Below are 23,775 nucleotides of genomic sequence, written 5' to 3'. Positions count from 1 at the left end.
ATATGTGGGCCAAGCATTAGAGGGCGTTCAGGAACCGGGCCGCGATCGGGATCGCCACGTCACGGCCGGTGCCGCCGTTCTTGACGAACACCGCGAACGCCAGGTCGTCGTGGAAGCCGACGAACCAGGCGTGGTCGTCCTGGCCGGCTTCCTCGGCGGTGCCGGTCTTGCCGCTCACCCCGGCGGGCAGGCCGGTGCCCTCGGCGGTGCCCTCCGACACGACCGACGACATCATGGCGCGCAGGCCCTCGGCAACCCCGGGCGCGAGCGGCGCCTCGGCCGGCTGGCCGGACGCGTCGGCGAGCAGTCTCGGCCCCCGCCAGACCCCGCTCTGCACGGCCGCCGCCACGCTCGCCATGCACAACGGCGTGGCCACCACGGTGCCCTGGCCGAACGACGCCTCGGCCAGCGCGTCGTGGTTGTGCGGCTCGGTCAGCGAGCCGCAGGAGCCGCCCGCGCCGGTCGACAGGGTGGCGCCGAAGCCGAAGGCCGCCGCCTGGGCGGTCAGCGTCGCCGCCGGCACCCGCTCGACCGCGAGCTGGGCGAAGGTCGTGTTGCACGACTCGGCGAAGGCCTGCCGGAAGGCCAGCGTGCCGAAGTCGTGGGCCTGGTAGTTGTTGATCACCCGCCCGAACGGGATCTGGTAGGTGGCCGGGCAGCTCACCTGCTGGTCGGGGGTGACCCCCGCCGCGAGCAGCGCCGCCGCGGTGACGATCTTGAACGTCGACCCGGGCGGGAAGGCCGAGGAGAAGGCGCCCTTGCCGCCGAGCCGGTCGGCCACCGCGAGCACCTCGCCGGTCGAGGGCCGGATCGCGACGATCGCCGCCGGCTTCGCCACCGGGTCGAGGGCGCGGGCGGCGGCCATCTGGACGTACTTGTCGATCGTGGTGGCGAAGGCCGGGCCCTCGGTGGCCGGTTGCTCGTGGCGGTAGACCTCCTCCACCTCGTCGCCGAAGGGCTTGTCGATCACCACGCGCCAGCCGCCGCTCTCGGGGTTGGGGGGTGCGTGCGCGGTCAGGTCGCCGACGTAGGAGTCGGCGTAGCTGTTGGGCGGCAGGGCCTCGCCCTCGCGGGTGGCCAGCCGGTAGGGGGCGCCGGGCAGGTCGCGCCGTTCGATGGTGTCGCCGTGTTCCAGGTCGGGGTGGATCGTCTCGGGGGTCCAGTCGACCATCCACTCGCGCTTGACCACGATGAGGCGGACCGTCGAGGTCAGCTTCATCGGGGGGCCGTCCGCCATCGTCCACTCCCCCGTGAACGACAGGTCGGCGGTGACGTCGTCGATCTCGTCCACCGAAAGGGGGATGAAGACCCGGCTGACCGCCTGGAGCGCGGTGTCCGCGGCCTGGTGGAGCGTGGTGAAATCCTCCGGGGGGTCGTGGACGAGCGCGCGCATCGCCGCCAGGTCGCCCTTCTCCCACTCCTTCAGATAGGCGCTCCCGGCGTCCCAGGGGGTGTTGCGGTTGGGATTGTCCGGCTCGACCAGTTCGTCGGGCACGCCTTCGGGCGTCGCGGTGATCACCGGTTCGGGGGGCGGCACGCTCCGGCCGCTCACGATGAGCCCGGACACCCCGGCGACGAACATGGTGACGACCGCCGCGACGAGAACGAGCAGGGGCCGCCTGCGCATTAGGTTCTCCTGGGGGTCGGAGTGCACTCCTGGATATACCACGCGAAGACGACAGGCAGAGAGATTGTGATGGCGAAGTCCACGAACCCGGTACCGGGCCGCTACCTCGTCGTGTTCGGGGAGGTCGAGTTGCTGCGCGACCTCGACAACCCGGCCGGGTGGATGCTGCTGATGGACGGGGTCCCGCAGTCGTACGTCGACCTCGCCGACCCGACCCATCTCGACTTCGAGTACGTCCAGCTCATGGGCATCGCGGTCGACTGCCTGCCGGAGGGGCCGCTCGACGTGACCCACGTGGGCGGGGGCGGGTTCACGCTGCCCCGCTACGTCGCGGCGACGCGGCCGGGCTCCCGCCAGATCGTCATCGAGCCCGACCACGCGCTCGTGCAACTCGTCAGGGACCAGCTCGCCCTGAAGACGGTGCCCCGGCTCAAGGTGCGGACGACCGGCGGACGTGAGGGCGTCGCCACCCTGGAGGACGCCTCGGCCGACCTCGTCATCCTCGACGCCTTCTCGGGCGCGGTCATGCCCATCGAACTGGCCACCGCCGAGTACATGGGCGACCTGGCCCGCGTCCTGCGGCCCCACGGCACGCTGCTGGTCAACGTGGCCGACGGCAAGGGGCTGCGGTTCGCGCGGCGGCTGCTGTCGACCGTGAAGGGCGTCTTCCGGCACGTCACCCTGCTGGCCGAGCCGGGCGTGCTGCGCGGACGCCGGTTCGGCAACCTGATCGTGGTCGCCTCCGACCGGGACCTGCCGCTCGACCGGCTCGTGCGGTCGGCCGCGGGCGGGCTCACGCAGGCGCGCTGCGTGGCGGGCGAGGACCTGGTGAAGTTCGTCGCGGGGGCCAAGCCCATCCACGACGGAGACCCGGTGGCGGCGCCGGTGCCGCCACCCGCGGTCTTCGGTTGACGATCCCGCTCAGGCCCCGTGGGAGCGGGCGATCTCGTCGATGCGCTCGGCCAGCCGGTAGTCGAGGTCGGTCAGGCCGCCCGCGTCATGCGTCGTGAGCGTGAAGTGGAGCTTTCGCCAGCGGATGTCGATGTCGGGATGGTGGTTCATCTTCTCGGCCTCCTCGGCCACCCGGTCGACGATCAGGATCGCGGTCGGGAAGTCGGGGGCCTCGATGGAGCGCCGGAGCGTCTCGCCGTCTTTGGTCCATGCCATACACCTCACCGTCTCACAGACGGGGCCAGCCGCCTCCCGTGGTCGGCGCGGCCTTGGCGCGGGCGCGGCGGGCCATCGACATGATGCCGCGCACCATGTGGGTGGCGTGGGTCTGCTGCCGGGTGGCGATCGACTTGGCCAGGATCGGCTCCAGGTCGGACATCAGGCGCGGGAGCTGGGTGACGCTCCACTCGTGCCAGCGGGAGAACTGGGTGCCGCCGCTGTCGCCGTCCTCCTGCCGGTAGGCGACCATGACCGGGCAGTGGTCGTGGGCGTAGGCCAGCCACGACTCGATGGCCGAGTTGAACCGCTCCACCCGCGAGTGGGCGGCGTAGAACCAGCCGTCGTCGCCCAGGTAGTCGTCGTCGCCGGGCTTGGCGGGGTAGGCGCGGGCCAGCGCGCCGTGCAGGAACAGGCCGGAGGCCACCATGAGCTGACGGCCGTCGGCCCAGTCGATGGTGTCCTGGAGCGGTCCAGGGCAGCTCGACTCGATCGCCGAACGCTGATAACTCGAGGGTTCGCGCTCGAACCGCACGTGGACCTCGGCCCACATGTAGTACTTCGCCTCTCCCGCCCCGAAGAAGGGGAAGGGGAAGGGGAACTCGTTCAGCAACACAAACTCCCGGAGGGGGGTGTCGGATGGCGGAGTCCCACCGTGACATCCGTTCAACCTCCTAGCATCCGTAGGATTGCGGGGTTTTACTGTCTTTCGTGTTCGTGGGACGTGAAGCGGAGTCAGCCGCGCTGGCCGGAGCCCTGGAGACGGGCGGTCTCGCCGAGGTGACCGGGGAGCCCGGCATCGGCAAGACCCACCTGCTGACGCAGTTCGCCCGGGAGGCGGGCGGCCGGGGGGTCAAGGTGTTCCGGGGGGTGGCCACCGAGTACGAGCGCGACCTCCCGCACCGGGTCTTCGAAGACGCCCTCGGCCCGCTCGACGGCGGCGACCGGCTGGCGCTGGCCCGGACCGTCCGGGCGCACCTCGCCGAGCTCGGCCGGGTGGCGCTGATCCTCGACGACCTCCACTGGGCCGACCCGGCCTCGTGCGAGCTGCTGGCCTCGCTGGTGCGGCGGCCGGCCGAGGAGCTGCTGCTCGTCTGCGCCTACCGCGACCGGCAGGCCGGCCACCGGCTGCTCGGCGCGCTGGCCGAGGCCGGGCCGGCCGCGGTCCCCCATGTCCGGATCAAGGTGGGGCCGCTGTCGCTGGGCGAGGCGCGCGAGCTGGTCGGCGACCGGCCGGAGCTGCGCGACCTCCACGACGAGAGCGGCGGCAACCCGCTCTACCTGAAGGGCCTGGCGGGCGGGGCCGCCGGGTCGACGCTGACCGGGCTGCTGTCGGGTGAGCTCGCCCGCCTGTCCGACATGGAGTTACGCGCGGCCCAGGCCGGGGCGGTGCTCGGCGACGCCTTCACCCCCGACGACGTGGCGATGCTCGGGCCGGTCCCGGCCGTGCTCGGCGAGCTCGCCGCCCGCGACCTCATCCGCGACACCGGCGACGGCCGCTTCCGGTTCCGGCACCCTCTTCTCCGGCAGCTCGTGTACGAGGGCGCCGACCCCGCCTGGCGCATGCTGGCCCACCGGCTGGCGGCGCGGGAGTTGTCGGCCCTGGGAGCCCCGGTCCGGGAGGTGGCCCATCACGTCGCGCGTACCGCCAGCAGGCACGAACCCGGCGACCTGCCGACGCTGATGGCGGCGGCCCGCGAGGCCGTCAACATCGCGCCCGCCGCCGCGGTCGAGTGGCTGCGGGCGGCGCAGCCGCTGGTCGGCGACCTGACCGACCCCGTCTCCGTCCAGCTGCACGTGCTGCTGGCCCAGGCGCTCATCTACGACGGCCGCCTGGAGGACGCCCGCGCGGCCCTTCACGAGCTGCTCCCGCACCTGCCGGTCGGCCACCGCAGCGAGCTCGTCGCCGCCTGCGCCGTGGTGGAACGCCTGCTCGGCCGGTACGCCGAGGCCGCCTCCTTGCTGACCAACGAGGCCGCCAAGGGCGGCAAGGGCGCCTGGCTGCACCGCGAGCTGGCCACGCTGCGGCTGCACCTGGGGGACGTGCCCGCCGCGCTGGCCGACATCTCGGCGGCCGTGGAAGCCGCTGAGAACCCCGAGGAGGAGGCGGCCGGCCGTTCGCTGCTCGCCTTCGCCGCCGCCTACGAGGGAACCCCAGGCCCGGCGGCCGAGGCCGTCGACGCGGCCGCGCACGCCGCCGACGCGCTCAGCGACGCCGCCGCCACCCAGGAGCTGACCGCGCTGACCCGGCTGGTCTGGGCCGAGTCGTTCCTGGAACGGCAGGCCGACGCCGAACGCCACGCCCGCCGCGCGCTGACGCTGGCCCGCTCCCTGTCGCGCAGCGGCCTGCTGGCCGACGTGCTGATGGCGCTCACCCAGCTCTGCGGCCGGACCGGCCGGCTCGCGGAGGCGATCAGGTTCGGCGAGGAGGCCGAGGACGTCGCCTGCCAGTCGGGCAGCCCGCTCCTGCTCGCGCTGGTGCGGTCGATCCTGGCCGAGTCGGTCGCCTACACCGACGTGGAGCGGGCGGTCAGCCTCGCGACGTGGGCCGCCGACTCGGTGGCCGGGGTCGACGGCTGGTGGTCGGCCAGCACGGTCTGCCTGTCGGCGCAGGTGCTGCTGTCCGCCGGGGAGCCCGACCGGGCCCGCTGGATGCTGCTCGGCATCGGCGGCGGCGTCGGCATGCCGCAGTGCCAGCCGGGCTACCGGCCGATGTGGCTGGAGACCCTCACGCAGGCCCTGCTCGGCTGCGACGAGGTGGCCTGGGCCAGCGCCGCCGCCAATGCGGCGCTGGCCGCCGCCGGGGCGCTCGCGCTCCCGGCCCAGCACGCGTTCGCGTCCCGCGCGCTGGCGTGTGTGCGGGCCGCCGAGGGCGACCTCGTGGGGGCGGCGGAGTCCGCGGCGCGGTCGGTGGAGCTGTTCGGCGCCGCCGGGTTCCGGCCCCACATGGCCCGTACGCTGATCATGACCGCCCCCTTCCGCGACGACGGCCACAAGGCGCTGGCGACGGCGAAGGCGCTCGCCGTCGAGGTCGGCGCAGGGGTGCTGGCCGAGGAGGCCGAACGCGAGCAGCGCCGCCTGGCCGCACGCGGCCCCCGGAGGGGCGACCTGCTGACCAAGCGGGAGCGGCAGATCGCCGAGCTGGCCAAGACCGGCCTGACCAGCAAGGAGATCGCCGCCCGCCTGATGCTGAGCAGTCGTACGGTCGACGACCACCTCGCGCACGTCTACCGCAAGCTCGGGGTCTCCTCGCGTACGGCGCTCGCCAACGTGCTCGGCATGTAAGTCACTTGCCGACTCCCGCGGTCAGACCGGTCTGGATCTGGCGCTGGAAGATGACGTACACGATCAGGATCGGGATGATCGCCATCGACAGGGCGGCGAACAGGCCGGCCCAGTCGGCCTCGTAGCCGGCGCTGGTCGAGATGTTGGCGATGCCCTGGGTGATCAGCCACTTGTCCTGCTTGTCGCCCGGGAGCAGGGCGATCGGCAGCAGGTACTGGTTCCACTGGCCGATCACGTTGAAGATCGTGATGCTGATCAGGCCGGGCCTGGCCATCGGCAACATGATCTGGAAGAAGGTGCGGGCGTGCCCGCAGCCGTCCATCATCGCGGCCTCGGCGACCGTCGTCGGCAGCGTCTTGAAGAACGCCGCCAGGAAGAACACCGTGAACGGCAGCGAATAGGCGACGTAGACCAGGACGACGCCCGTGTGGGTGCCGAGCAGGCCGACGTTGTCGACGACCTTGTAGAGGGCCGACAGCGCGAGGAAGGGCGGGATCGACAGACCGGCCACGAACAGGGTGTAGATGAGGCGGTTGCCGCGGAAGTCGTACCGCGACAACACGTAGGCCGCCATCGAACCGAGCAGCATCGTGAAGAACGTGGAGAACGCCACCACGATGACGGTGTTGACCAGGTACTCGCCGATCCGGGAGGTCTCCCACGCCCGGCCCCACGCGCCCCAGCCCCACTGCCGGGGCAGCGCCAGCGGGCTGTCGCCGAAGATCTCGGTGTTGGTCTTGAACGAGTTGAGGAACGTGTAGACGATCGGCGTCACCGTGAGGATCGTCCAGAGCACGAGCATGACGTGGGAGACGCCGCCGAGCAGCCCGGCCGACTGCTTCCCGGCCCTCCGGGAAGGAGCGGTCTCGGTCTTCATCAGTACTCGATCCTCTCGCGCCGGGTGACCCGCATGGTGAGGGCCGCGAACGTGAGCACCAGGAAGACCAGCGCGACGCCCATCGCGGACGCGTAGCCGAACTTGTAGTAGGTGAAGGTCTGCCGGAAGATCTCCAGCGGCAGCACGGTGGTGGCGTTGTCGGGCCCGCCCCGGTCGATCGAGAGCACCTGGACCAGCGCGAACGCGTCGAACGCGGCGATGCCCAGGTAGACCCAGCCGACCTGGACGGTGTTCCACACCAGCGGCAGCGTGATCTTGAAGAACAGCGTGAACCGGTTGGCGCCGTCGAGCGCGGCCGCCTCGAAGATCTCCTTCGGCACTCCGGCCATGCCGGCGCTGAACAGCACGACGTAGAAGCCGACGCCCTGCCAGACCATCACGCCGATGATCGTCCAGAGCGCGAGGTCGGGCTTGATCAGCCAGCCGACGGGGTCGACCCCGAACCAGCCCAGGACGCTGTTGAGGATGCCCGACTTCTGCGGGTTCAGCACCGCCTGGAACAGCACGCCGACGATGACGACGGCGAGGACCTGCGGGAAGAAGAAGACGACCTTGTAGAAGGACGACCCCCACACGCCGCTGAGCTGCCCGTTCTTCTGCCCGCCCCCGAGGTTGAGCAGGAACGCGAAGAACAGCGCGATCACGATCGTGACCAGTGGCATGACCAGCAGGATCAGCCCGTGGTGCCGGACCGCGGCCCAGAAGACCTCATCCTCGAACAGCCGGGTGAAGTTCTCCAGCCCGACGTACTGGAAGTCCGGGGAGATGCCGCGCGAGTTCGTCAACGCGAGCTGCAGGGCCTGCAGGTTGGGACTCACGAAGAAGATGATGTAGATCGCCAGCGGCACGGCCAGGAAGGAGGCGATGAAGCCCCACTTCCTGACCGCGCCCGGCGTCAGCCGGCCACGCCGCATGGGTCACACGTTCCGGGTCTGCTTGACGATCGAGGAGTCCGCCTTGGTCTTGTCCGCCGCCGCCTGCATCTTGGTGGCGAACTCTTCGGCGCTGATGCGGCCGAACATCAGGGCGTTGGTCTGCTTGCGCAGCTCGGTCTCGAGCTCCTTGTACCAGCCCTCGAAGGAGGAGAAGGTGACCACGTTGGTCCCGGCGGCGGTCTGCGCGGCGGCGACCGAGGTCAGGCCGGGCGACAGGGTCAGGCCCTCGGTGGCGCCGATGACGACGGTCAGCGACTTGGTCTTCTCGGTGAAGTCGCGGGCGCCCTGCTTCGAGAGCATCTGGCGCAGGTACTCCAGGCCGCCGGCGGCGTTCTTGGCCTTCGACGGCACGATGAAGCCCTCGGCCGCGGCGGCGCGGATCGCCTCGTAGGGCATCTGGTCGGCGGCGGTGACCGAGGGGGTCGGCACCATCGCGTACTCGAAGCCCTCGGGGGTGTCCTTGGCCTGCTCGGCCTCCAGCCAGGAGCCCGACGGGTAGAACGCGATCTTGCCCTGGTTCTGCTGGGTCTGGACCTCGGTGTGGATGAGGCCCTCGTACGCCGGGTCCATGTACTTGCCGATCTCGGCCCACGCGGCGGCGGCCTGCTTGACGGCGTCGTTGTTCCAGGCGTTGTCGGCCAGGTTGTCGATGTCGAGGAGGATCTTGTTGCCGCCGATCTTCGCGGCCGAGATCAGGATCATCCAGTAGGCGTAGTAGGAGGCGTTCTTGCCGGCGTAGCCGAACGGCACGATGTTCTTGGCCTTGGCGGCCTCGGCGAAGGTCTTGAACTCGTCGAAGGTCTTCGGCGGCGTCCAGCCCTCCTTCTCGAAGAGCTTGGCGTCGTACCAGAGGCCGTAGGCGGTGTAGACGTAGTTCAGCGTGTACGGCTTGGCGGGGTCGCCGCCCAGGCCCGACTCGATCGTGCCGGGCACGATGACGTCCTTGACCTTCTTCGTCGGGTCGTCGACGCTCGGGGCCTCGAACAGCGGGGTGAGGTCGAGGAGCTGCCCGGCGTTGATCAGGGCGCCGCCGTCGAGGTTGTCGGTGCCGGAGTTGTTGACCACGTCGGGCACGTCGCCGCCGGCGAAGCGCGGGGTGAGGGTCTGCCCGATCGTCTGGATGCCCTGGTGCTTGATCGTCGCGCCCGGGAACGCCTTCTTGTAGAGGGGCTCGTGCGACTGGGTCGCGTACTCGTCGCTGTAGCCGCCCTTGAAGATGACGACTTCGAGGGGGGCGTCGGCCTTGACGTTGAAGGGGTTGTTCGCCGAGGCGCTCGCGCCGCCCGCCGAGGGGGCGGCGGCCGAGGGAGCGGCCTCCTGGGAGCCACCGCCACCGGTGGCACAGGCGCTCAGAAAAGGACCGGCGACGAGGGCGGTCAGTCCGACGCGGGCCAGCAGCTGACGGCGCGTGATGTCACGGGGCGTGATGGTCATCCAACTCTCCTGATACCGGGGGGATCAATTAGGAAAGTTTCCTAAACGTTCGTGAACGTACGAGCGAGGCCCAAGCATCGTCAAGGTGTCGGGGTCGGTCTAGACCAACCTGTGACGTGACCGCGATGGTCTGTGTGCCGATCGCGGCGTTTTGCCTGCTTATGGGGGATATTAAACATGGGACGATCCCCTCTTTACACCCGAGCTTTACCGCATCTTATGCCCTATATGGGGGCTACTGGTATAGACCGGCTGCCAGATAATGTGATCGCCATGAAGGAGCTCCAGGAGGAGGTGTGCCGTTACGGCCGCCGCGCCGCCTCCCTCGGCCTGGTCATCGGCACCTCGGGAAACCTCAGCGTGCGCGCCGGCGACCTGGTCACGGTCACCCCCTCGGGCGTCGCCCTCGACGCGCTGACCCCCGACGACTGCCCGGTCCTGACCCTCGACGGCGAGCTCGTCTCGGGCTCGCGCGCGCCGTCGTCGGAGACCCCGATGCACCTGTCCCTCTACAAGGCCACCGGCGCGGGGGCGGTGGTCCATACCCATTCCGTGTTCGGCACCGTGGTCGCCTCCACCCTGACCGAACTCCCGGCGATCCACTACAACGCCCTGCTGCTGGGCGGCACGGTCCGGGTCGCCGAGTACGCCACCTACGGCACCCCCGAGCTCGCCGCCAACGTCGTGCGCGCCCTTTCGGGGAAGCAGGCGGCCCTGATGGCCAACCACGGGAGCGTGTCGATCGGCCGCACCCTGGAGGAGGCGTTCGAGGCCACCCGGCTGCTGGAGTGGTTGTGCGAGGTGTACGTCCGGGCCCTCGGCGTCGGCACACCGCGTGTGCTCACCGAGGACGAACTGGTCGCGGTGATCGCAAGGGCGAGTAAGGGTTCGGGAAACGCCTGATCGTCGCCCCGACTGGGCGGGATCCCCATTGGTCGAATGGCTCGGGATCTTCTCGCCAACAGGGGGACACGATGAGGTTGCTCGTCAATGCCGCGATCGTCGCAGGGGTGGCGGTCTCGGCCGCGCAGGCTCCGGCGGCCGCCGCGCCGAACCCGGTCAACACGGTCAGGGTTCCGTGCAGTGTCAGCGCGCTCCACAACGCCGTCGTCGCGGCCAACACGAACGCGGCCGTGCTGAGGCTGGCGCCGAGCTGCTCGTACAACCTGACCACGCCGCTCCCGGTCATCACGGGCCGGATCACCCTGAAGGGCGCCAACACCTCGATCAAGCGCGCCCTTTCGGCCGTCCCCTTCCGCATCCTGGACGTCGGCCTCACCGGCGACCTGACCGTCGAGGACGTGTTCGTCATGAACGGCCTGGCCGGCACCGGCGACGGGGCCGGGATCAGGAACGCGGGCCGGCTCACCCTGCGCCGCGTCACGGTGGCGGGCAACGTCGCCCAGACCGGCAACGGCGCGGGCCTGGCCAACACCGGCCGCGCCGGCATCCGGAACTCCGTGTTCACCACCAACCTGGCCCTGGCCGGCAACGGCGCCGGCATCCACAACAACGGCGAGCTGCACCTGACCGACAGCACGGTGGCCGGCAACGCCCTCAACGCCCGGGGCGCCGGCGTCTACACCGCCGCCGGCCGCGTGACGCGGATCGTGCGGAGCGCCGTCAACAGCAACCTGAGCGCCTCCCAGACCGGCGGCGGCATCGCCAGCGCGGGCACCACGACCCTCGACAACACCTGGGTCCGGCTGAACAAGTCGGTCGGCGCGGGCGGCGGCATCCTGGTCCTGCCCGGCGGCGCCGTGACCCTGCACCGCACGGGCGTCCGCGACAACGTCCCCGACAACTGCGCTCCGGCGAACACGGTCCGGGGCTGCGTCAACTAGGTCTGCGGCCGATCCGGGGTCTGGCCCTCAACACGGGCCAGGCCCACACCGGCGCCGGGCGCGTCCCCCGTCACGCCACGCTGCCCGGCAGCCGGTAGATCGGGGCCGGCTCGATCTCCGGGGCCCGTCTCCGGCCCCGGCGCGGGGGCGCCTCGTCGGCGCAGAGATAGGCGTACATGCCGGCGAGGAGGCGTTGCACGTCGGCGTGCGGGCGCACGACCAGGCGCAGGAAGCGGCTGTTGAAGCCCAGCTTGTTGCCGCACTCGCGGATGTAGACGCCGTGTTCGCGGATCAGGTAGTCGCGCAGCTCGCGGCCGTCGCGGCCCTCCGGGAGCTTGCACAACACGAAGTTGCCCTGCGACGGGAAGACGGTCAGGCCCGTGAGCGAGGCGAGCTGGCGGATCATCATCTCCCGGTCGTGGGCGACCAGGCGGAGGCTGTGCCGGTACTCGTTCATGTGGGCCTTCAGCATGAAGACCACGACCTCGGCGAAGCTGTTGAGGTTCCACTTCGGCAACACACGCCGGACCAGCCCGGCGATCTGCGGGTTGGCCACCAGGTAGCCGAAGCGGACGCCGTGCAGGCCGAAGTTCTTGCCGAGGCTCTTCAGCACCACGACGTTGGGCCGGATGACCGCCTCGTCGGCGACGCTGGCCGACGGCTCGGCGTCGACGAACTCGATGAACGACTCGTCGACCACGATCAGGTCGAGGTCGGTCAGCCGGTCGAGCATGCGCACGACCTCGTAGCGGGGCAGGTAGCCTCCGTCGGGGTTGTTCGGGTTGCAGATCACCGCCACCCGCGAGCCGCGTTCGCGGACGAACCGGATGTAGCTCTCCACGTCGAGCCGGAACCGCTGCGACTCCAGCAGCGGGAACATGTCGCAACGTTTGCCGGTCTCCAGCGGCTGGTCGGTCCAGCGGCCGAAGGTGGGCACCGGCACGGCCAGGCTCTCGCGGACCAGCAGGTGGTCGAGCCAGGTGATCAGCTCGGTCGAGCCGTTGCCCATGGCGATCGTGGAGGGGTTCAGGTCGAGGGTGTCGCACAGCTCCTTGGTGATCGTCTCGGCGTCGCTCGGGTAGTACTTGAGCACGTCGACCAGGTTGGCCCGCAGGTCGTCGAACATCGCCGTGGTCGGGAAGTACGGGTTGCACGGGATGCAGAAGTCGACCAGGTCGTCACCTGCGGCACCGCGCCGCAGGGCGAAGTAGGACGGGCTGTGCGCGTCGCTCCGCAGCAACGCCAGATCCACGGATGCTGTCACGCCGGAGAATACGCGCCACGCCGTCGCGGCGTTCAGCCGAGCACGGCTTTGCGGGCCAGCCCGAGGGGCAGGCCGCCGCTCCCGGCGAGCCGGTCGTGGAAGCTCTTCAGGTCGCCGGTGTACTCGTCTCTGATCTTCTCGATCTCGATCGCGCCGGTCAGGTAGCTGGGCGCCTGGGTCGGCCAGGCGCAGTAACGGTTCACCTCGCCCTTGGCGGTGCCGGGCGACAACGACGCCTTGGTGGCCATGTGGGTCTCGGCCTCCTCGATCGACATCTCGCCGCAGTGCAGGGCGGTGTCGACGACGATGCGGGCGGCCCGCCAGATGCGGCAGTCGAGGTGGGCCAGCTCGGTCTCGGGGGTGTCGTAGTAGCCCTGCTCCCACATGAGCTTCTCGACGTAGAGACCCCAGCCCTCGACGAAGTAGGGCGTACGGAACACCTTGCGGATCCGGCGGGAGCTCTCGCCGATGTGGGCCAGGTGCCAGTGGTGCCCGGGGTAGGCCTCGTGGACGGCGATCGAGGGCATCTGCGGCCGCGAGTTGGTGCGCAGCCGCTGCCTGACCTGCTCCTCGGTGAAGTCGTCGGGGGTGTACGGCACGAAGAACACCCCCTCGCGGGCGGTGCTCAGCGGCGGGGGCGCCAGGTAGTTGGCGACCGCGATGATGGGCCGCTGGAACTCCGGCGACGGCAGCACCCGGCAGTGTTCCCCGGCCGGGAACGTGACGAGGTCGCGGTCGCGCACGTACCGGCGGGCGCGTTCGGTCTCGGCCTCGTACTCGGCGCGCATGGCCTCAAGGGTGGGCGGGTGGTCGTTCATCAGCGACTCCATGGCGGGACGCCAGGCGTCGAAGCCGAGCTTGCCGGCCACCTCGTTCATGCGGGCGTTCAGCGCCTCCCACTCGGCGACGCCCTTGGCGTGGAGGTCGGCCGCGCCGTAGCCGAGCATCTCGCGTTCGCGCAGCAGGCCCGAGTAGAGCTCCTCGCCCATCCGCCAGGTGCCGCCGGCGGTGAAGCCCTCGAGGAAGGCGACCAGCTCGTCGAAGGCCCGCGCGGCCGGTTCGGCCGCCGCCGCCAGGCGGGCGCGCAGCGCCGGCTCACCGACCTGCGCGGGCAGCGTCTCGGTGAGGAACCTCCGGCCGGTGCGCGCCTGCCCGAGCCCCCGGGCGACCAGGAGTTCGGCGGCGAGGTCGGGCGACAGGTTGGCCCGGCAGGCGGCCAGCATGGCGGGCACCTCGCCGAGCCGCGCGACGGCCGCCTCGACGAGCTCGGGTTCCGGGGAGAGCCGCTGCTGGAACGGGGTGAACATGGCCGCGAAGACGGCGTCGAGGTAGGGCGCCGGAGCCCGCCGCCACTCGGGCCAGCGGGCGGTGAGCACCTCGCCGTGCAGGTAGGACAGGGCGAGCTCGTGGTCGATCCGGTCGTCGAGCGAGGGCCCGGGGTCGGCGTTGGAGAGCCGGTCGAGCCACAGTTCGGCGGCGCGCTCGCGGCGGATGAACCCCTCTTCGCTGAAGTCGCCCAGAGTGCGGTCGAATCCGGGGGCCCCGAGCAGGGTGGCCCGCACCGGGTTGTCCTTGAGATACCAGTCGACGAACTCGTCCAGCAGCGTCATGCGGCGACCCTACCCCCGACCCCGGTCGCCACAAATGACCGACATCCGCGACACTTATTCGCATAGGTCCCCCCAAAGTAGGAGCAACCAGGTGCCACTTCAGATGACCGGCGCCCCTTCGGATCCCGATCTCATCCGGCTCCCCTGGGACGTCCCCCTCGAAGAGTGGCCCGAGCACCGCCTGGTCGCCCTCCCCCGGGGCATCTCCCGCCACGTCGTCCGGTTCACCCGCATCAACGGCACCGTGTACGCCATCAAGGAGATCAGCGAGCGCTACGCCAAGCGCGAATACCGCCTGCTCTGGGACCTCAACCGGCTCGACACCCCCTCGGTCGAACCGGTGGCCGTGGTGACCGGCCGCGAGAGCAAGACCGGCGAACGCCTCGACTCGGCCCTCATCACCAGCCACCTGCAGTACTCCCTGCCGTATCGGGCGGTCCTGTCAGGCGCCCTGCGCCCGGAGACCCTGGAGCGGCTGCTCGACGCCCTGGCGGTGCTGCTCGTCCGGCTGCACCTGACCGGCTTCTACTGGGGCGACTGCTCGTTGTCGAACACCCTGTTCCGCCGCGACGCGGGCGCCTTCGCCGCCTACCTGGTCGACGCCGAGACCGGCGAGCTGCACCCGATGATCAGCGAGGGCCAGCGCCACCACGACATCGAGGTCGCCCACGTCAACATCTACGGCGAACTGCTCGACCTGGAGGCCGGCGACCTGCTGCACCCGTCGATCGACCCGCTGGTGTTCGCCGAGCAGATCGTCGAGCGCTACCACCGCCTGTGGGACGAGCTGAACTCCGACGAGATCATCGAGGAGGTCGACTGGCACAAGGTCGACCAGCGCATCCGCCGCCTCAACACCCTCGGCTTCGACGTCGCCGAGATGATGGTCCGCCGCAAGGCCGGCACCGGCCGCCTGATCGTGCGTCCCAAGGTCGTCGACGCCGGCCACCACCAGCGCCGCCTGCTGCGCCTGACCGGCCTGGACGTCGAGGAGAACCAGGCCCGCCGCCTGCTCAACGACCTCGACTCCTTCACCGTCACCCACGGCCTGCGCCACGAGGACGAGGCGATCGTGGCCCACCGGTGGCTGGCCGAGGTCTACCAGCCGGTGATAAACGCGATCCCGCCGGAGCTGCACCGCAAGCTCGAACGCGCCCAGTTGTTCCACGAGGTGCTGGAACACCGCTGGTTCCTGTCGGAGGCGGCCGGCAAGGACGTCGGCCTGACGGCGGCGGTCCGCAGCTACATCGACAACGTCCTGGTCCACCGCCCCGACGAGAAGGCCATCATCGGCGCGGATCTCTGATTTCCGTTACGGCTCCGCCTACTGCGGCCCCGCCCGCCGTCGCGGCCTCCCGCCGCACCCGGCGGCAACCGGCCGCGCGGCCGACCGGTCAACGGCCGAGCACGTGCTCCCGCCCCCAGTCCCCCAGCGGGGCCAGTGCCTTGTTGAGCGAGTCGCCGAGGGGCGTCAGCGAGTATTCGACGCGGGGCGGCACCTCGTCGAACTCCTCGCGGTGCACGATGCCATCGGCCTCCAGCTCCCGCAGGTGGGAGGCGAGCACCTTCTCGGTCACCCCGGGCAGCAGCCGGCGCAGCTCGCCGAAGCGGCGGGCCCGTTCGTCGAGCGCCCAGAGAATGAGCACCTTCCACTTGCCGCCGATCACGTCCATCGCCGCGTCGATCCCGCACTCGTACGACCCCGGCCGCCGTGCCACCGCCCCGCCCCCTGCCTGCTCGCTCACCCCGAGGTGACCACGCACCTTGAAGTGCGTACTTGAGCGTTTCCGGGGCCGGCGACGAGTCTGGCCGGCATGGAACTCACTCTTCTCGGGCTCGGCGCCATGGGCACCGCCCTGGCCCGCACGTGGCTGACCGCCGGATACCCGCTGACTGTCTGGAACCGTACCTCCGGCCGGGCCGAACCGCTCGCGGCCGAGGGCGCCGCCGTCGCCGCGACGGCCGCCGAGGCGGTGGTCGCGGGCGATCTCGTGGTCGTCTGCCTGCTCGACGACGCCTCGGTCGGCGAGGCCCTGGCCGACGTGGATCTGACCGGCAAGGACCTGGTCAACCTCACCACCGGCACGCCCGCCCAGGCCCGCGCCCGCGCTGAGTGGGCCGAGGCCCGGGGCGCCCGCTTCCTGGACGGCGGGATCATGGCGGTCCCGCCGATGATCGGCGTGCCGGAATCGGGGGGTTACGTCCTCTACAGCGGGTCCCGCGCCCTCTTCGACGCCCGGCACGACGTGCTGGCCGTCCCGGCCGGCGCCCGGTACGTCGGCACGGACCCCGGCTTCGCCGCACTCCACGACGTGGCGCTGCTGAGCGCGATGACCGGGATGTTCGCCGGGGTCTCCCACGCCTTCGCGCTGCTCCGCGGCGAGGACCTCGCGCCGAAGGACTTCGCCCCGCTGCTCGTCGAATGGCTCACCGCCATGGCGCCCGCCGCGTACGAGATCGCCGGCCAGCTGGAGAGCGGCGACTACACCGAGGGTGTGGTCTCCAACCTCGCGATGATGGTCGAGGGCAATTCGACGCTGCTGCGCACGGCCGAGGAGCAGCGGGTCAGCGCCGAGCTGCTGATCCCGTTCATGGCGCTGATGGAACGCCGCCTCGCCGAGGGCCACGCCGACGAGGGCACGACCGGCGTGATCGAGCTGCTCATCCGCTGAGCCGGGCGGCGGCGTCGGCGATGCGGTCTTCGCCGAAGACCTCGATGCCGTTGGCGACCAGGAGGGCGGCCGTCACGCCCTCGCCGGGCAGCTTGCGGCCGCGGAAGGTGCCGTCGTAGACGCGCAGGACGCCGCACGACGGGCTGCCCTCCTTCAGGACGGCGATCCGGACGCCGAAGGAGCGGGCGACCGCGAGGCACTGGCGGGCGCCTTCGAGGAAGTGGGCGGTCACGTCGTGGCCGTCGGGGGTGAGCACGCGGGCCGCTCCGGCGAGCACCGCCGCGCCGCCCGCGCCGCCCTCGATCTCCGCCGGGGGGCGGGGCACCGGGAGGCCGCCCTCGACCTCGGGGCAGAAGGGGACCAGCCGTCCTTCGGCCCGCCACGCTGCGAAGACGGCGTCGTCGCTGGTCTTGGCGCCGCCGTCGTAGCGCACCCGGCGGCCCATCAGGCAGGCGCTGACGAGAATTCGTTCCACTCCGTCAATTTTGCAACACGGTTTGCACCGGGTATCAGGTTCCTTCTCCTGCTGACGAAGTCTTTATGTCAGCAAACAAGCGAACACGTGATGTTTCGGAGGGTGATGCTCCGATTTCTCTAAGGTTGCACCCACCACTGGCGGGGGTAACCGGATGAGGAGTTGCGGGTGATCGGCATCGAAGACTGCCTGTCCGAGGCGATGGCCATCCCGGGAGCGCTCGGCGCCATCCTGGTCGACCACACCAGCGGCACGGCGCTCGCCATGGAGGGCCTGCCCGACCCCGAGCGGTCGGCGATCGGGCTGAGCGAGACCTTCCGCGCCACGCTCGACGGGCTGGCCCTGTCATCCCCCGATGGAACGGTCCGGATCGACGACCTGATCATCACCACCGACCACGGCTACCAGCTCATCAAGCCGATGGAGACGATGTGGGACGGCCCGTTGCTCATCTGCCTGCGGCTCGACCGCGACCGGGCGAACCTGGCCCTGGCGCGGCGGCGCCTCGACAGCATCTCCCACGAACTGATCGCGTCGTGACCGGTGCCGATCGACGACGTGCTCTCCGAACTGGCGGAGAGCAGGGCGACCGGCGCCCTGAAAGCGGGCCGGAGCGGCACCGTCTACCTGAGCAGGGGCCGGGTCTGTTACGTCGAGTGCGCGCGGACGCCGACCGTCGAGGAGCTGCTGACGGCCTCCGGCCGGCTCACCCTCAGCGGGATGCGGACGGCCCGGCAGACCGCCGCGGCCACCGCCGACGGCGGCGACCTGCTGGTCCGGCGGGGTGTGCTCAGCCGGGGCGAGCTGCAGCTGTGCGTTCTCGGGGCGACCCTGGACGCCTCCTTCTTCCTGTTCGGCGCGAACGTGCCGAAGCCCAAGTTCCGCGAGGGCGACCGGCACTGGCTGGGGATCCACTGGTTCTTCGACGTGCCGGGCCTCTTCCGGGAATGTCACCGCAGGAGGGCCCGGTTGGACCGCGCCTGGCCATCGGCCGAACTCGACAGCCGCCCGGTGGTGCCGGTGCGGCGCATCCGGTCGCAACACGTGGTGCTGACCGCGCTCCAGTGGGAGATCCTGCTCAACGCGGACGCCGAGACCACGCCCGCCGAACTGGCGAAGCGAATCGGGCGGCCGGCGTACACGACGCTCCTCGCGGTGCGCGAGATGGCCGCGGCGGGTCTGCTGGAGTGCCCGGAGCCGCCGCCCCCGGAGAAACCGCCGGATCTGCCCAAGCGCGTGGCCGGTTCGGCCCCCCGGGCGGCGGCCGGAGCCGGGGACGGCGGGCGGGCGCGGTCGTCCTATCCCGAGATCAGCGGAGACCCGACGGACGTGAATCTGCTCATCAGGCTGCGGAACGCGCTGGAGGCCTTCCAGTGATCACGCGCCCGTGGCTCAAGCGGGCCGGAAAGGGCATCCCGATGGATCTGCGCCGCGAAATCCACGAGGAGATGCTGCTCCTCAGAGGTCGCACGAACGAGATCACCGGCGTCCTCACCTGCACCGTCGACGGCATGCTCGTCTCCGCCGACCTGGCGGAGAACGTCGACCAGACCGCGGCGCTCACCTCGGCCGTGCTCTCGATGAGCCGCCGGATGACCGACCTGACCAGGATCGGCGAACTCGAGGAGACCCTGATCTCCGCCACCCGCGGCTTCACCGCCCACTACGCCGCGGGTCCCAAGCTCGTCCTCACCGTGCTGGCCGTACCGGGGGCCAACCTCGGGCTGCTGCGGATCGAGGGCAGGAAGACGGCGGCGAAGATCGCCGCCATCGTCGAACGCGAATGACAGGAGAAGACTCGGCATGGCGAACATGGACATCTCCCTCAAGGAGATGATGGCGATCGACGGCGCTATCGGCGCCGCCGTGGTCGACTACAACAGCGGCATGAGCCTGGGCGTGCTGGGCGGATCGAAGGACCTCGACCTGCAGATCGCCGGGGCCGGCAACACCGAGGTCGTGAAGGCCAAGCTCCGCACGATGGACAGCCTGGGCCTGAAGGACGCGATCGAGGACATCCTCATCACGCTGTCCGGCCAGTACCACATCATCCGCCCGATCACCGGCCGGGGCGGCAAGGGCCTGTTCCTCTACCTGGCCCTCGACCGCAACCGGGCCAACCTGGCGATGGCCAGGCACCAGCTGCGGTCCATCGAGGACAAGATGGAGATCTGATCGCGTACCGGCGTGAGCCGCTCAGGCGGAGCCCAGGAGCGGCTCACGGTTCTCCGTCGCCGGGAACAGCTTCTCGCCCGGCATGGGCAGCCCGAGGACGTCGGTCACCCGGCGGATCAGCTCGGCGTGCGACCTGATGCCGGGCAGCCGCAGCAGTTCCTCGCCCTTGCGGGTGAGCAGCACGGTCGGGGTCCGGTCGACGCCGACCGAGGCGGCCGCGCCGATCGCGGTCTCGACGTCGACGATCGCGCCGATCAGCTCGTCGTCGTACTCGGCGACGATGCGGTCGATCACGGGAGTGATCCACTCGCTGGCCAGGCAGTCGGTTCCGGTGAAGGCGAGGAGCACCGGAGCCGGCCCCATGACCAGTGACGCGAGGTCGCGTTCCCCGGTGACGATCCGGCGCCGGGGCGCGGCCCGGGACGGCCGGTCGGGGCCGGTGAGCATGCGCGCGTACGCGTCCGCCAGCCGGGGCGGCCCCGACAGGCCGTTGACGGCCAGGCCGTGGAACAGCAGGCGGGCGCAGTCGGCCCGGGAGACCTGGTCGAGGTCGATCTCCTTCAGCGGCGGCGCGAACGACAACACCGCCTCGCAGTCGACCGGCCCGGCCAGCGACAGGATGGTCAGCGACTCGGTCGACCCGAGCCGCCACAGGCAGCCCGGCTCCATGTTCTCGGTGCCCAGGCGCAGGTACCGCAGACCGGTCATGCCGCCGAGGGCGCCGAGTCCGTGGCCGCGTACCTCACCCCCGGAGACGCCGACCACCGCGGCCGAGGTGCGGGCGATGTGACCGAACGCGGCGTCGGTGATCGAGGCGCCGCCGAGCTTCACCTTGATCAACGGGCTGTTCTCGGGCAGCGGCACGTCGCCGGTGATGTTCGGCGACCACAACTCCAGGCTTTCGAGCGTGGTGAGCCCTTGGATGGCGCGGACCCCCTCGTCGGTGAACTTCCCGGTCACCGCCAGGTCGCGCAGCGCGGACCGCTTGGCGATCAGCCGCAGGTCGTCGTCGCAGACGCCGCTCAGCCGCAGGCCGGTCGTCTCGGGCACCTCGGCCAGCCGTTCGGTCGTCGCGGCCACGTAGGCGAGTTCGACGTCCTCGGGGACGGGGATCTCCCCCGTGGGCCGGAACTCCCCCACGGTCTGCCCGGCCGGTCGATCTCCGACCACGACGAAGTGGACCTCACCCGGCAGGGCCGTCTCAGGGAATCTCAGCACACGCTCCATTCGCGAAGAATCCCCAGGTCAGCGGCATTACCAAACGCCTTGGAAGGTACGTTGGAAGCAATGACCCTCCGAGCGTGTTTTTATGGGGCATATGGCGAATCCGGCGATCCTGACGGTGGACGACGACCCCGCGGTGTCCCGCGCGGTCTCCCGTGACCTGCGGCGGCGCTACGGCGACCGCTACCGCATCGTGCGGGCCGACTCCGGCGAGTCGGCCCTTGAGGCGTTGCGGGAGATCAAGCTGCGCGGGGAGCAGGTCGCCGTCCTGGTGGCCGACTACCGGATGCCGCAGATGAACGGCATCCAGTTCCTCGAAGCGGCCATGGACCTCTTTCCCCTGGCCCGACGGATTCTTTTGACCGCCTATGCCGACACCGAGGCGGCGATCGACGCGATCAACCTGGTCGACGTCGACCACTACCTGCTGAAGCCGTGGAACCCGCCGGAGGAGAAGCTCTACCCGGTCATCGACTCCCTGCTGGACGCCTGGATCGCCACCCCCGACCGCCCGGTCACCGAGATCCGCGTCGTCGGGCACCGCTGGTCGGCCGAGTCGTACGCCGTCCGCGACTTCCTGGCCCGGAACCTGGTGTCCTACCGGTGGCTGCTGGCCGACGACCCCGAGGGGCGCCGCCTGCTGACCGCGGCCGGGCTGACCGAGAACGACGTGCCGCTGGTGGTGACCCCCGACGGCAAGTCGCTGGTGCAGCCGTCGGAGATCGACCTGGCCCCCCACGTGGGCCTGACGACCACGCCGGCCAGCGACTTCTACGACCTGGTGGTCGTCGGCGCGGGCCCGGCGGGGCTGGGCGCGGCGGTCTACGGGGCGTCCGAGGGGCTGCGTACCGTCCTGATCGAGCAGCGGGCCACCGGCGGCCAGGCCGGGCAGAGCAGCCGCATCGAGAACTACCTGGGCTTCCCCGACGGGGTCAGCGGCGCGCAGCTCACCGAGCGGGCCCGCAGGCAGGCCCTGAAGTTCGGCACCGAGCTGCTGAGCGCGCGCGAGGCGGTCGCGCTGGAGGCGGGCGGCTCGACCCGGGTGCTGCGCTTCGACGACGGCACCTCGATCGCCGCCCACACCGTGGTGCTGGCGACCGGCGTCTCCTACCGGATGCTCCAGGCCCCCGGCCTGGCGGGCTTCACCGGCCGGGGCGTCTTCTACGGCTCGGCCTCCACCGAGGCGCCGTCGTGCCTCGACCAGGACGTCTACATCGTCGGCGGCGCCAACTCGGCCGGCCAGGCGGCGGTCTACTTCTCCCGGTACGCCGCCCGCGTCCACATCCTGATCCGCGGCGACAACCTCGAACGCTCGATGTCGAGCTACCTGATCAAGCAGATCGCCTCCCATCCGACGATCCAGGTCCACCCGAACACGGAGATCTGCCAGGCGGAGGGCGACGAGCACCTCGAACGGCTGACGCTGCGCGACACCCGTACCGGCCAGATCCGGACCGCCGACACGACGTGGTGCTTCATCTTCATCGGCGCCGAGCCCCGCACGGCCTGGCTCGACTCCGTCGTCGCACGCGACGACCACGGCTTCGTGCTGACCGGGCCCGACCTGCTGAGCGGCGGTCAGCGCCCCGCCGGGTGGACCCTGCCGCGCGACCCCTACCACTTGGAGAGCAGCATGCCCGGCGTCTTCGCGGCGGGCGACGTGCGCTCCGAATCGGTCAAACGCGTCGCCTCCGCAGTGGGCGAGGGCGCCATGGCCGTCTCCCTCATCCACCGTTACCTGGAGGCGCAATGAGCGGCCTTCTGACCCCGGACGACCTCCGTGGCCTGTTCCTGTTCGAGTCCCTCAACGACGACCAGCTCCGGCTGATCGCCGACTGCGGCCGTGTGATCCCCTACGCGGCCGGCACGCTCGTGTACGAGGAGGGCCAGCCCGCGACCTGTTTCATCGTCCTCCTCGACGGCACGATCACCCTGAGCCGTCGGGTGCGCGGCGACGACGTCGAGTTCATCCGCAGCGACCAGCGCGGGGCCTACGGCGGCGCGACCCAGGCCTACATGAACGACCAGAGCGAGCGCACCTACAACAACACGATGCGCGCGTTCACCGACGTGACCGTCTACGAGATCCCCGCCGACTCCTTCGCCGAGTGGACCCGCACGTGGTTCCCGATGGCGATGCACCTGCTCGAAGGCCTCTTCGTCGGCATGCGCTCCACCCAGACCGCCGTCGGCGAACGGGAGCGCCTGCTCGCCCTCGGCGCCCTGTCGGCCGGCCTCACCCACGAGCTGAACAACCCCGCCGCCGCGGCCGTCCGGGCCACGTCGATCCTGCGCGAGCGGGTGGCCGGCATGCGCCACAAGCTCGGCATGATCGCCGACGGGAGGATCGACGGAAGCCGCCTGCACAAGCTGGTCGAACTGCAGGAGATCGCGGTCAAGCGGGCCGCCTCCGCGCCCGAGCTGACCGCGCTCCAGACCTCCGACGCCGAGGGCGCCCTGGAGGACTGGCTCGACGACCACGACATCGCCGGGTCATGGGACATCGCGCCCACCCTGGTCGCCGGGGGCATCGACGCCGAGTGGCTGGAGACGGTCGAGGCGTGCGTCGGGGAGGGGAACCTGGAGGGGGCGATCCGGTGGCTGACGTACACGATCGACACCGAGCTCCTCATGGGCGAGATCGACGACGCCGTCTCCCGCATCTCGGGCCTCGTCTCGGCCGCCAAGCAGTACTCCCAGCTCGACCGGGCCCCGCACCAGACCGTCGACGTGCACGACCTGCTCGACGCGACGCTGACCATGCTCCAGGCGAAGATCCCCGAGGGGGTCAAGCTGGTCAAGAACTACGACCGCTCGCTGCCGCTCGTCCCCGCCTACGCGGCCGAGCTGAACCAGGTGTGGACCAACCTGATCGACAACGCGCTCGGCGCCATGGAGGGCTCCGGGACGCTGACGATCTCGACGTGCCGCGACGGCGAGAACGTGGCGGTCGACATAGAGGACACCGGGCACGGCATCCCGCCGGAGGTCCGGCCGCACATCTTCGAGCCGTTCTTCACCACCAAGGCGGTCGGCGAGGGCACCGGGCTGGGCCTCGACATCTCCTACCGGATCGTGGTGAAGAAGCACCACGGCGACATCCGGGTCGAGTCGCGGCCGGGGCGCACCAACTTCCGGGTGCTGCTGCCGCTGGAGGACTCCTGA

General features: G+C 70.7%; 23 protein-coding genes. 12 read left to right on the top strand and 11 right to left on the bottom strand.

The annotated features are described in order from the left end of the window. Window positions 1–16: 16 nt before the first annotated feature. Entirely contained in the window at window positions 17–1,627 is a 1,611-nt protein-coding gene (locus QSK34_RS28840) for a penicillin-binding transpeptidase domain-containing protein (RefSeq protein WP_285588532.1), read from the bottom strand. A gap of 69 nt (window positions 1,628–1,696) precedes the next feature. On the opposite strand from QSK34_RS28840, the gene QSK34_RS28835 reads away from it, so the two are divergent. Further along, a complete protein-coding gene (locus tag QSK34_RS28835) occupies window positions 1,697–2,539 on the top strand; it encodes a spermidine synthase (RefSeq protein WP_285588530.1) in 843 nt (280 codons plus the stop codon). Between the two features lie 9 nt (window positions 2,540–2,548). Here the strand turns inward: QSK34_RS28835 and QSK34_RS28830 are convergent, their stop codons facing one another. Together QSK34_RS28830 and QSK34_RS28825 are read right to left on the bottom strand one after the other, a co-directional pair. Continuing rightward, a complete protein-coding gene (locus QSK34_RS28830) occupies window positions 2,549–2,794 on the bottom strand; it encodes a 4a-hydroxytetrahydrobiopterin dehydratase (protein WP_161482059.1) in 246 nt (81 codons plus the stop codon). Between the two features lie 13 nt (window positions 2,795–2,807). Further along, window positions 2,808–3,407 (bottom strand): hypothetical protein, encoded by a 600-nt coding sequence (locus QSK34_RS28825; RefSeq protein WP_285588526.1) that lies wholly within the window; start codon window positions 3,405–3,407, stop codon window positions 2,808–2,810. A gap of 104 nt (window positions 3,408–3,511) precedes the next feature. Here QSK34_RS28825 and QSK34_RS28820 point away from each other — a divergent pair, with 104 nt between their 5' ends. Next, a complete protein-coding gene (locus QSK34_RS28820) occupies window positions 3,512–6,079 on the top strand; it encodes an ATP-binding protein (protein WP_285588524.1) in 2,568 nt (855 codons plus the stop codon). A gap of 1 nt (window position 6,080) precedes the next feature. On the opposite strand, the gene QSK34_RS28815 is transcribed toward QSK34_RS28820, so the two are convergent. The 3 genes from QSK34_RS28815 to ngcE are packed head-to-tail and all read right to left on the bottom strand — an operon-like array spanning window position 6,081 to window position 9,346. Continuing rightward, window positions 6,081–6,956: a carbohydrate ABC transporter permease gene (locus QSK34_RS28815; protein ID WP_285588521.1), complete on the bottom strand. Its 876-nt coding sequence runs from the start codon at window positions 6,954–6,956 to the stop codon at window positions 6,081–6,083. Beyond that, complete coding sequence (locus QSK34_RS28810) at window positions 6,956–7,891, bottom strand: carbohydrate ABC transporter permease (RefSeq protein WP_030455935.1); 936 nt, start codon at window positions 7,889–7,891, stop codon at window positions 6,956–6,958. Before QSK34_RS28810 ends, QSK34_RS28815 begins: the two co-directional genes overlap by 1 nt. Before the next feature lie 3 nt (window positions 7,892–7,894). Further along, complete coding sequence (gene ngcE, locus QSK34_RS28805) at window positions 7,895–9,346, bottom strand: N-acetylglucosamine/diacetylchitobiose ABC transporter substrate-binding protein (RefSeq protein WP_030455936.1); 1,452 nt, start codon at window positions 9,344–9,346, stop codon at window positions 7,895–7,897. Between the two features lie 273 nt (window positions 9,347–9,619). On the opposite strand from ngcE, the gene QSK34_RS28800 reads away from it, so the two are divergent. Continuing rightward, window positions 9,620–10,249, top strand: a complete 630-nt coding sequence (locus tag QSK34_RS28800; protein ID WP_161482053.1) for a class II aldolase/adducin family protein — start codon at window positions 9,620–9,622, stop codon at window positions 10,247–10,249. Between the two features lie 71 nt (window positions 10,250–10,320). After that, entirely contained in the window at window positions 10,321–11,190 is an 870-nt protein-coding gene (locus QSK34_RS28795; RefSeq protein WP_285588518.1) for a hypothetical protein, read from the top strand. Window positions 11,191–11,260: 70 nt separating this feature from the next. Here the strand turns inward: QSK34_RS28795 and QSK34_RS28790 are convergent, their stop codons facing one another. Both QSK34_RS28790 and QSK34_RS28785 read right to left on the bottom strand, forming a co-directional pair. Further along, on the bottom strand, window positions 11,261–12,454 hold the full coding sequence (locus QSK34_RS28790; protein WP_161482051.1) for a pyridoxal phosphate-dependent aminotransferase: 1,194 nt from the start codon (window positions 12,452–12,454) through the stop codon (window positions 11,261–11,263). 32 nt (window positions 12,455–12,486) lie between these two features. After that, entirely contained in the window at window positions 12,487–14,064 is a 1,578-nt protein-coding gene (locus QSK34_RS28785; protein WP_285588515.1) for a DUF885 domain-containing protein, read from the bottom strand. A gap of 91 nt (window positions 14,065–14,155) precedes the next feature. Here QSK34_RS28785 and QSK34_RS28780 point away from each other — a divergent pair, with 91 nt between their 5' ends. Next, window positions 14,156–15,370 (top strand): DUF4032 domain-containing protein, encoded by a 1,215-nt coding sequence (locus QSK34_RS28780; RefSeq protein ID WP_285588513.1) that lies wholly within the window; start codon window positions 14,156–14,158, stop codon window positions 15,368–15,370. Window positions 15,371–15,458: 88 nt separating this feature from the next. On the opposite strand, the gene QSK34_RS28775 is transcribed toward QSK34_RS28780, so the two are convergent. Then, entirely contained in the window at window positions 15,459–15,737 is a 279-nt protein-coding gene (locus QSK34_RS28775) for a winged helix-turn-helix transcriptional regulator (protein WP_285588842.1), read from the bottom strand. Between the two features lie 141 nt (window positions 15,738–15,878). On the opposite strand from QSK34_RS28775, the gene QSK34_RS28770 reads away from it, so the two are divergent. After that, a complete protein-coding gene (locus QSK34_RS28770) occupies window positions 15,879–16,736 on the top strand; it encodes an NAD(P)-dependent oxidoreductase (protein WP_285588511.1) in 858 nt (285 codons plus the stop codon). Here QSK34_RS28770 and QSK34_RS28765 read toward each other — a convergent pair. Next, on the bottom strand, window positions 16,726–17,211 hold the full coding sequence (locus tag QSK34_RS28765) for a 2-thiouracil desulfurase family protein (RefSeq protein ID WP_285588507.1): 486 nt from the start codon (window positions 17,209–17,211) through the stop codon (window positions 16,726–16,728). The two genes, QSK34_RS28770 and QSK34_RS28765, sit on opposite strands and share 11 nt — an antisense overlap. Before the next feature lie 168 nt (window positions 17,212–17,379). On the opposite strand from QSK34_RS28765, the gene QSK34_RS28760 reads away from it, so the two are divergent. The 4 genes from QSK34_RS28760 to QSK34_RS28745 are packed head-to-tail and all read left to right on the top strand — an operon-like array spanning window position 17,380 to window position 19,386. Then, window positions 17,380–17,751 (top strand): hypothetical protein, encoded by a 372-nt coding sequence (locus QSK34_RS28760; RefSeq protein WP_030455945.1) that lies wholly within the window; start codon window positions 17,380–17,382, stop codon window positions 17,749–17,751. A gap of 3 nt (window positions 17,752–17,754) precedes the next feature. Beyond that, on the top strand, window positions 17,755–18,588 hold the full coding sequence (locus QSK34_RS28755; protein WP_285588505.1) for a hypothetical protein: 834 nt from the start codon (window positions 17,755–17,757) through the stop codon (window positions 18,586–18,588). Further along, window positions 18,585–18,998: a roadblock/LC7 domain-containing protein gene (locus QSK34_RS28750; RefSeq protein ID WP_231515635.1), complete on the top strand. Its 414-nt coding sequence runs from the start codon at window positions 18,585–18,587 to the stop codon at window positions 18,996–18,998. Before QSK34_RS28755 ends, QSK34_RS28750 begins: the two co-directional genes overlap by 4 nt. 16 nt (window positions 18,999–19,014) lie before the next feature. After that, a complete protein-coding gene (locus QSK34_RS28745; protein WP_161482045.1) occupies window positions 19,015–19,386 on the top strand; it encodes a hypothetical protein in 372 nt (123 codons plus the stop codon). A 21-nt stretch (window positions 19,387–19,407) separates the two neighbouring features. Here QSK34_RS28745 and QSK34_RS28740 read toward each other — a convergent pair whose 3' ends face one another. Then, window positions 19,408–20,604, bottom strand: a complete 1,197-nt coding sequence (locus tag QSK34_RS28740) for a thioredoxin family protein (protein WP_285588502.1) — start codon at window positions 20,602–20,604, stop codon at window positions 19,408–19,410. A 100-nt stretch (window positions 20,605–20,704) separates the two neighbouring features. Between QSK34_RS28740 and QSK34_RS28735 the strand changes: the two genes are divergently transcribed. Then, window positions 20,705–22,363, top strand: coding sequence for an NAD(P)/FAD-dependent oxidoreductase (locus QSK34_RS28735; protein ID WP_161482043.1), 1,659 nt, complete (start codon window positions 20,705–20,707; stop codon window positions 22,361–22,363). Continuing rightward, window positions 22,360–23,775 carry an ATP-binding protein gene (locus tag QSK34_RS28730; RefSeq protein ID WP_285588498.1) on the top strand — a complete coding sequence of 472 codons (1,416 nt, stop codon included), beginning with the start codon at window positions 22,360–22,362 and terminating at the stop codon, window positions 23,773–23,775. Before QSK34_RS28735 ends, QSK34_RS28730 begins: the two co-directional genes overlap by 4 nt.

It is taken from the genome of Herbidospora sp. NBRC 101105, assembly GCF_030269205.1.
Classification (GTDB): domain Bacteria; phylum Actinomycetota; class Actinomycetes; order Streptosporangiales; family Streptosporangiaceae; genus Herbidospora; species Herbidospora solisilvae.
This window is presented reverse-complemented; position numbering and strand designations above follow the sequence as displayed.

Excerpts from the sequence above, each read along its gene's own strand:
- QSK34_RS28840 (WP_285588532.1), bottom strand. The coding sequence starts at position 1,627 with ATGCGCAGGCGGCCCCTGCTCGTTCTCGTCGCGGCGGTCGTCACCATG.
- QSK34_RS28835 (WP_285588530.1), top strand. The coding sequence starts at position 1,697 with ATGGCGAAGTCCACGAACCCGGTACCGGGCCGCTACCTCGTCGTGTTC.
- QSK34_RS28830 (WP_161482059.1), bottom strand. The coding sequence starts at position 2,794 with ATGGCATGGACCAAAGACGGCGAGACGCTCCGGCGCTCCATCGAGGCC.
- QSK34_RS28815 (WP_285588521.1), bottom strand. The coding sequence starts at position 6,956 with ATGAAGACCGAGACCGCTCCTTCCCGGAGGGCCGGGAAGCAGTCGGCC.
- QSK34_RS28810 (WP_030455935.1), bottom strand. The coding sequence starts at position 7,891 with ATGCGGCGTGGCCGGCTGACGCCGGGCGCGGTCAGGAAGTGGGGCTTC.
- ngcE (WP_030455936.1), bottom strand. The coding sequence starts at position 9,346 with ATGACCATCACGCCCCGTGACATCACGCGCCGTCAGCTGCTGGCCCGC.
- QSK34_RS28800 (WP_161482053.1), top strand. The coding sequence starts at position 9,620 with ATGAAGGAGCTCCAGGAGGAGGTGTGCCGTTACGGCCGCCGCGCCGCC.
- QSK34_RS28795 (WP_285588518.1), top strand. The coding sequence starts at position 10,321 with ATGAGGTTGCTCGTCAATGCCGCGATCGTCGCAGGGGTGGCGGTCTCG.
- QSK34_RS28785 (WP_285588515.1), bottom strand. The coding sequence starts at position 14,064 with ATGACGCTGCTGGACGAGTTCGTCGACTGGTATCTCAAGGACAACCCG.
- QSK34_RS28775 (WP_285588842.1), bottom strand. The coding sequence starts at position 15,737 with ATGGACGTGATCGGCGGCAAGTGGAAGGTGCTCATTCTCTGGGCGCTC.
- QSK34_RS28770 (WP_285588511.1), top strand. The coding sequence starts at position 15,879 with ATGGAACTCACTCTTCTCGGGCTCGGCGCCATGGGCACCGCCCTGGCC.
- QSK34_RS28745 (WP_161482045.1), top strand. The coding sequence starts at position 19,015 with ATGGCGAACATGGACATCTCCCTCAAGGAGATGATGGCGATCGACGGC.
- QSK34_RS28735 (WP_161482043.1), top strand. The coding sequence starts at position 20,705 with ATGGCGAATCCGGCGATCCTGACGGTGGACGACGACCCCGCGGTGTCC.
- QSK34_RS28730 (WP_285588498.1), top strand. The coding sequence starts at position 22,360 with ATGAGCGGCCTTCTGACCCCGGACGACCTCCGTGGCCTGTTCCTGTTC.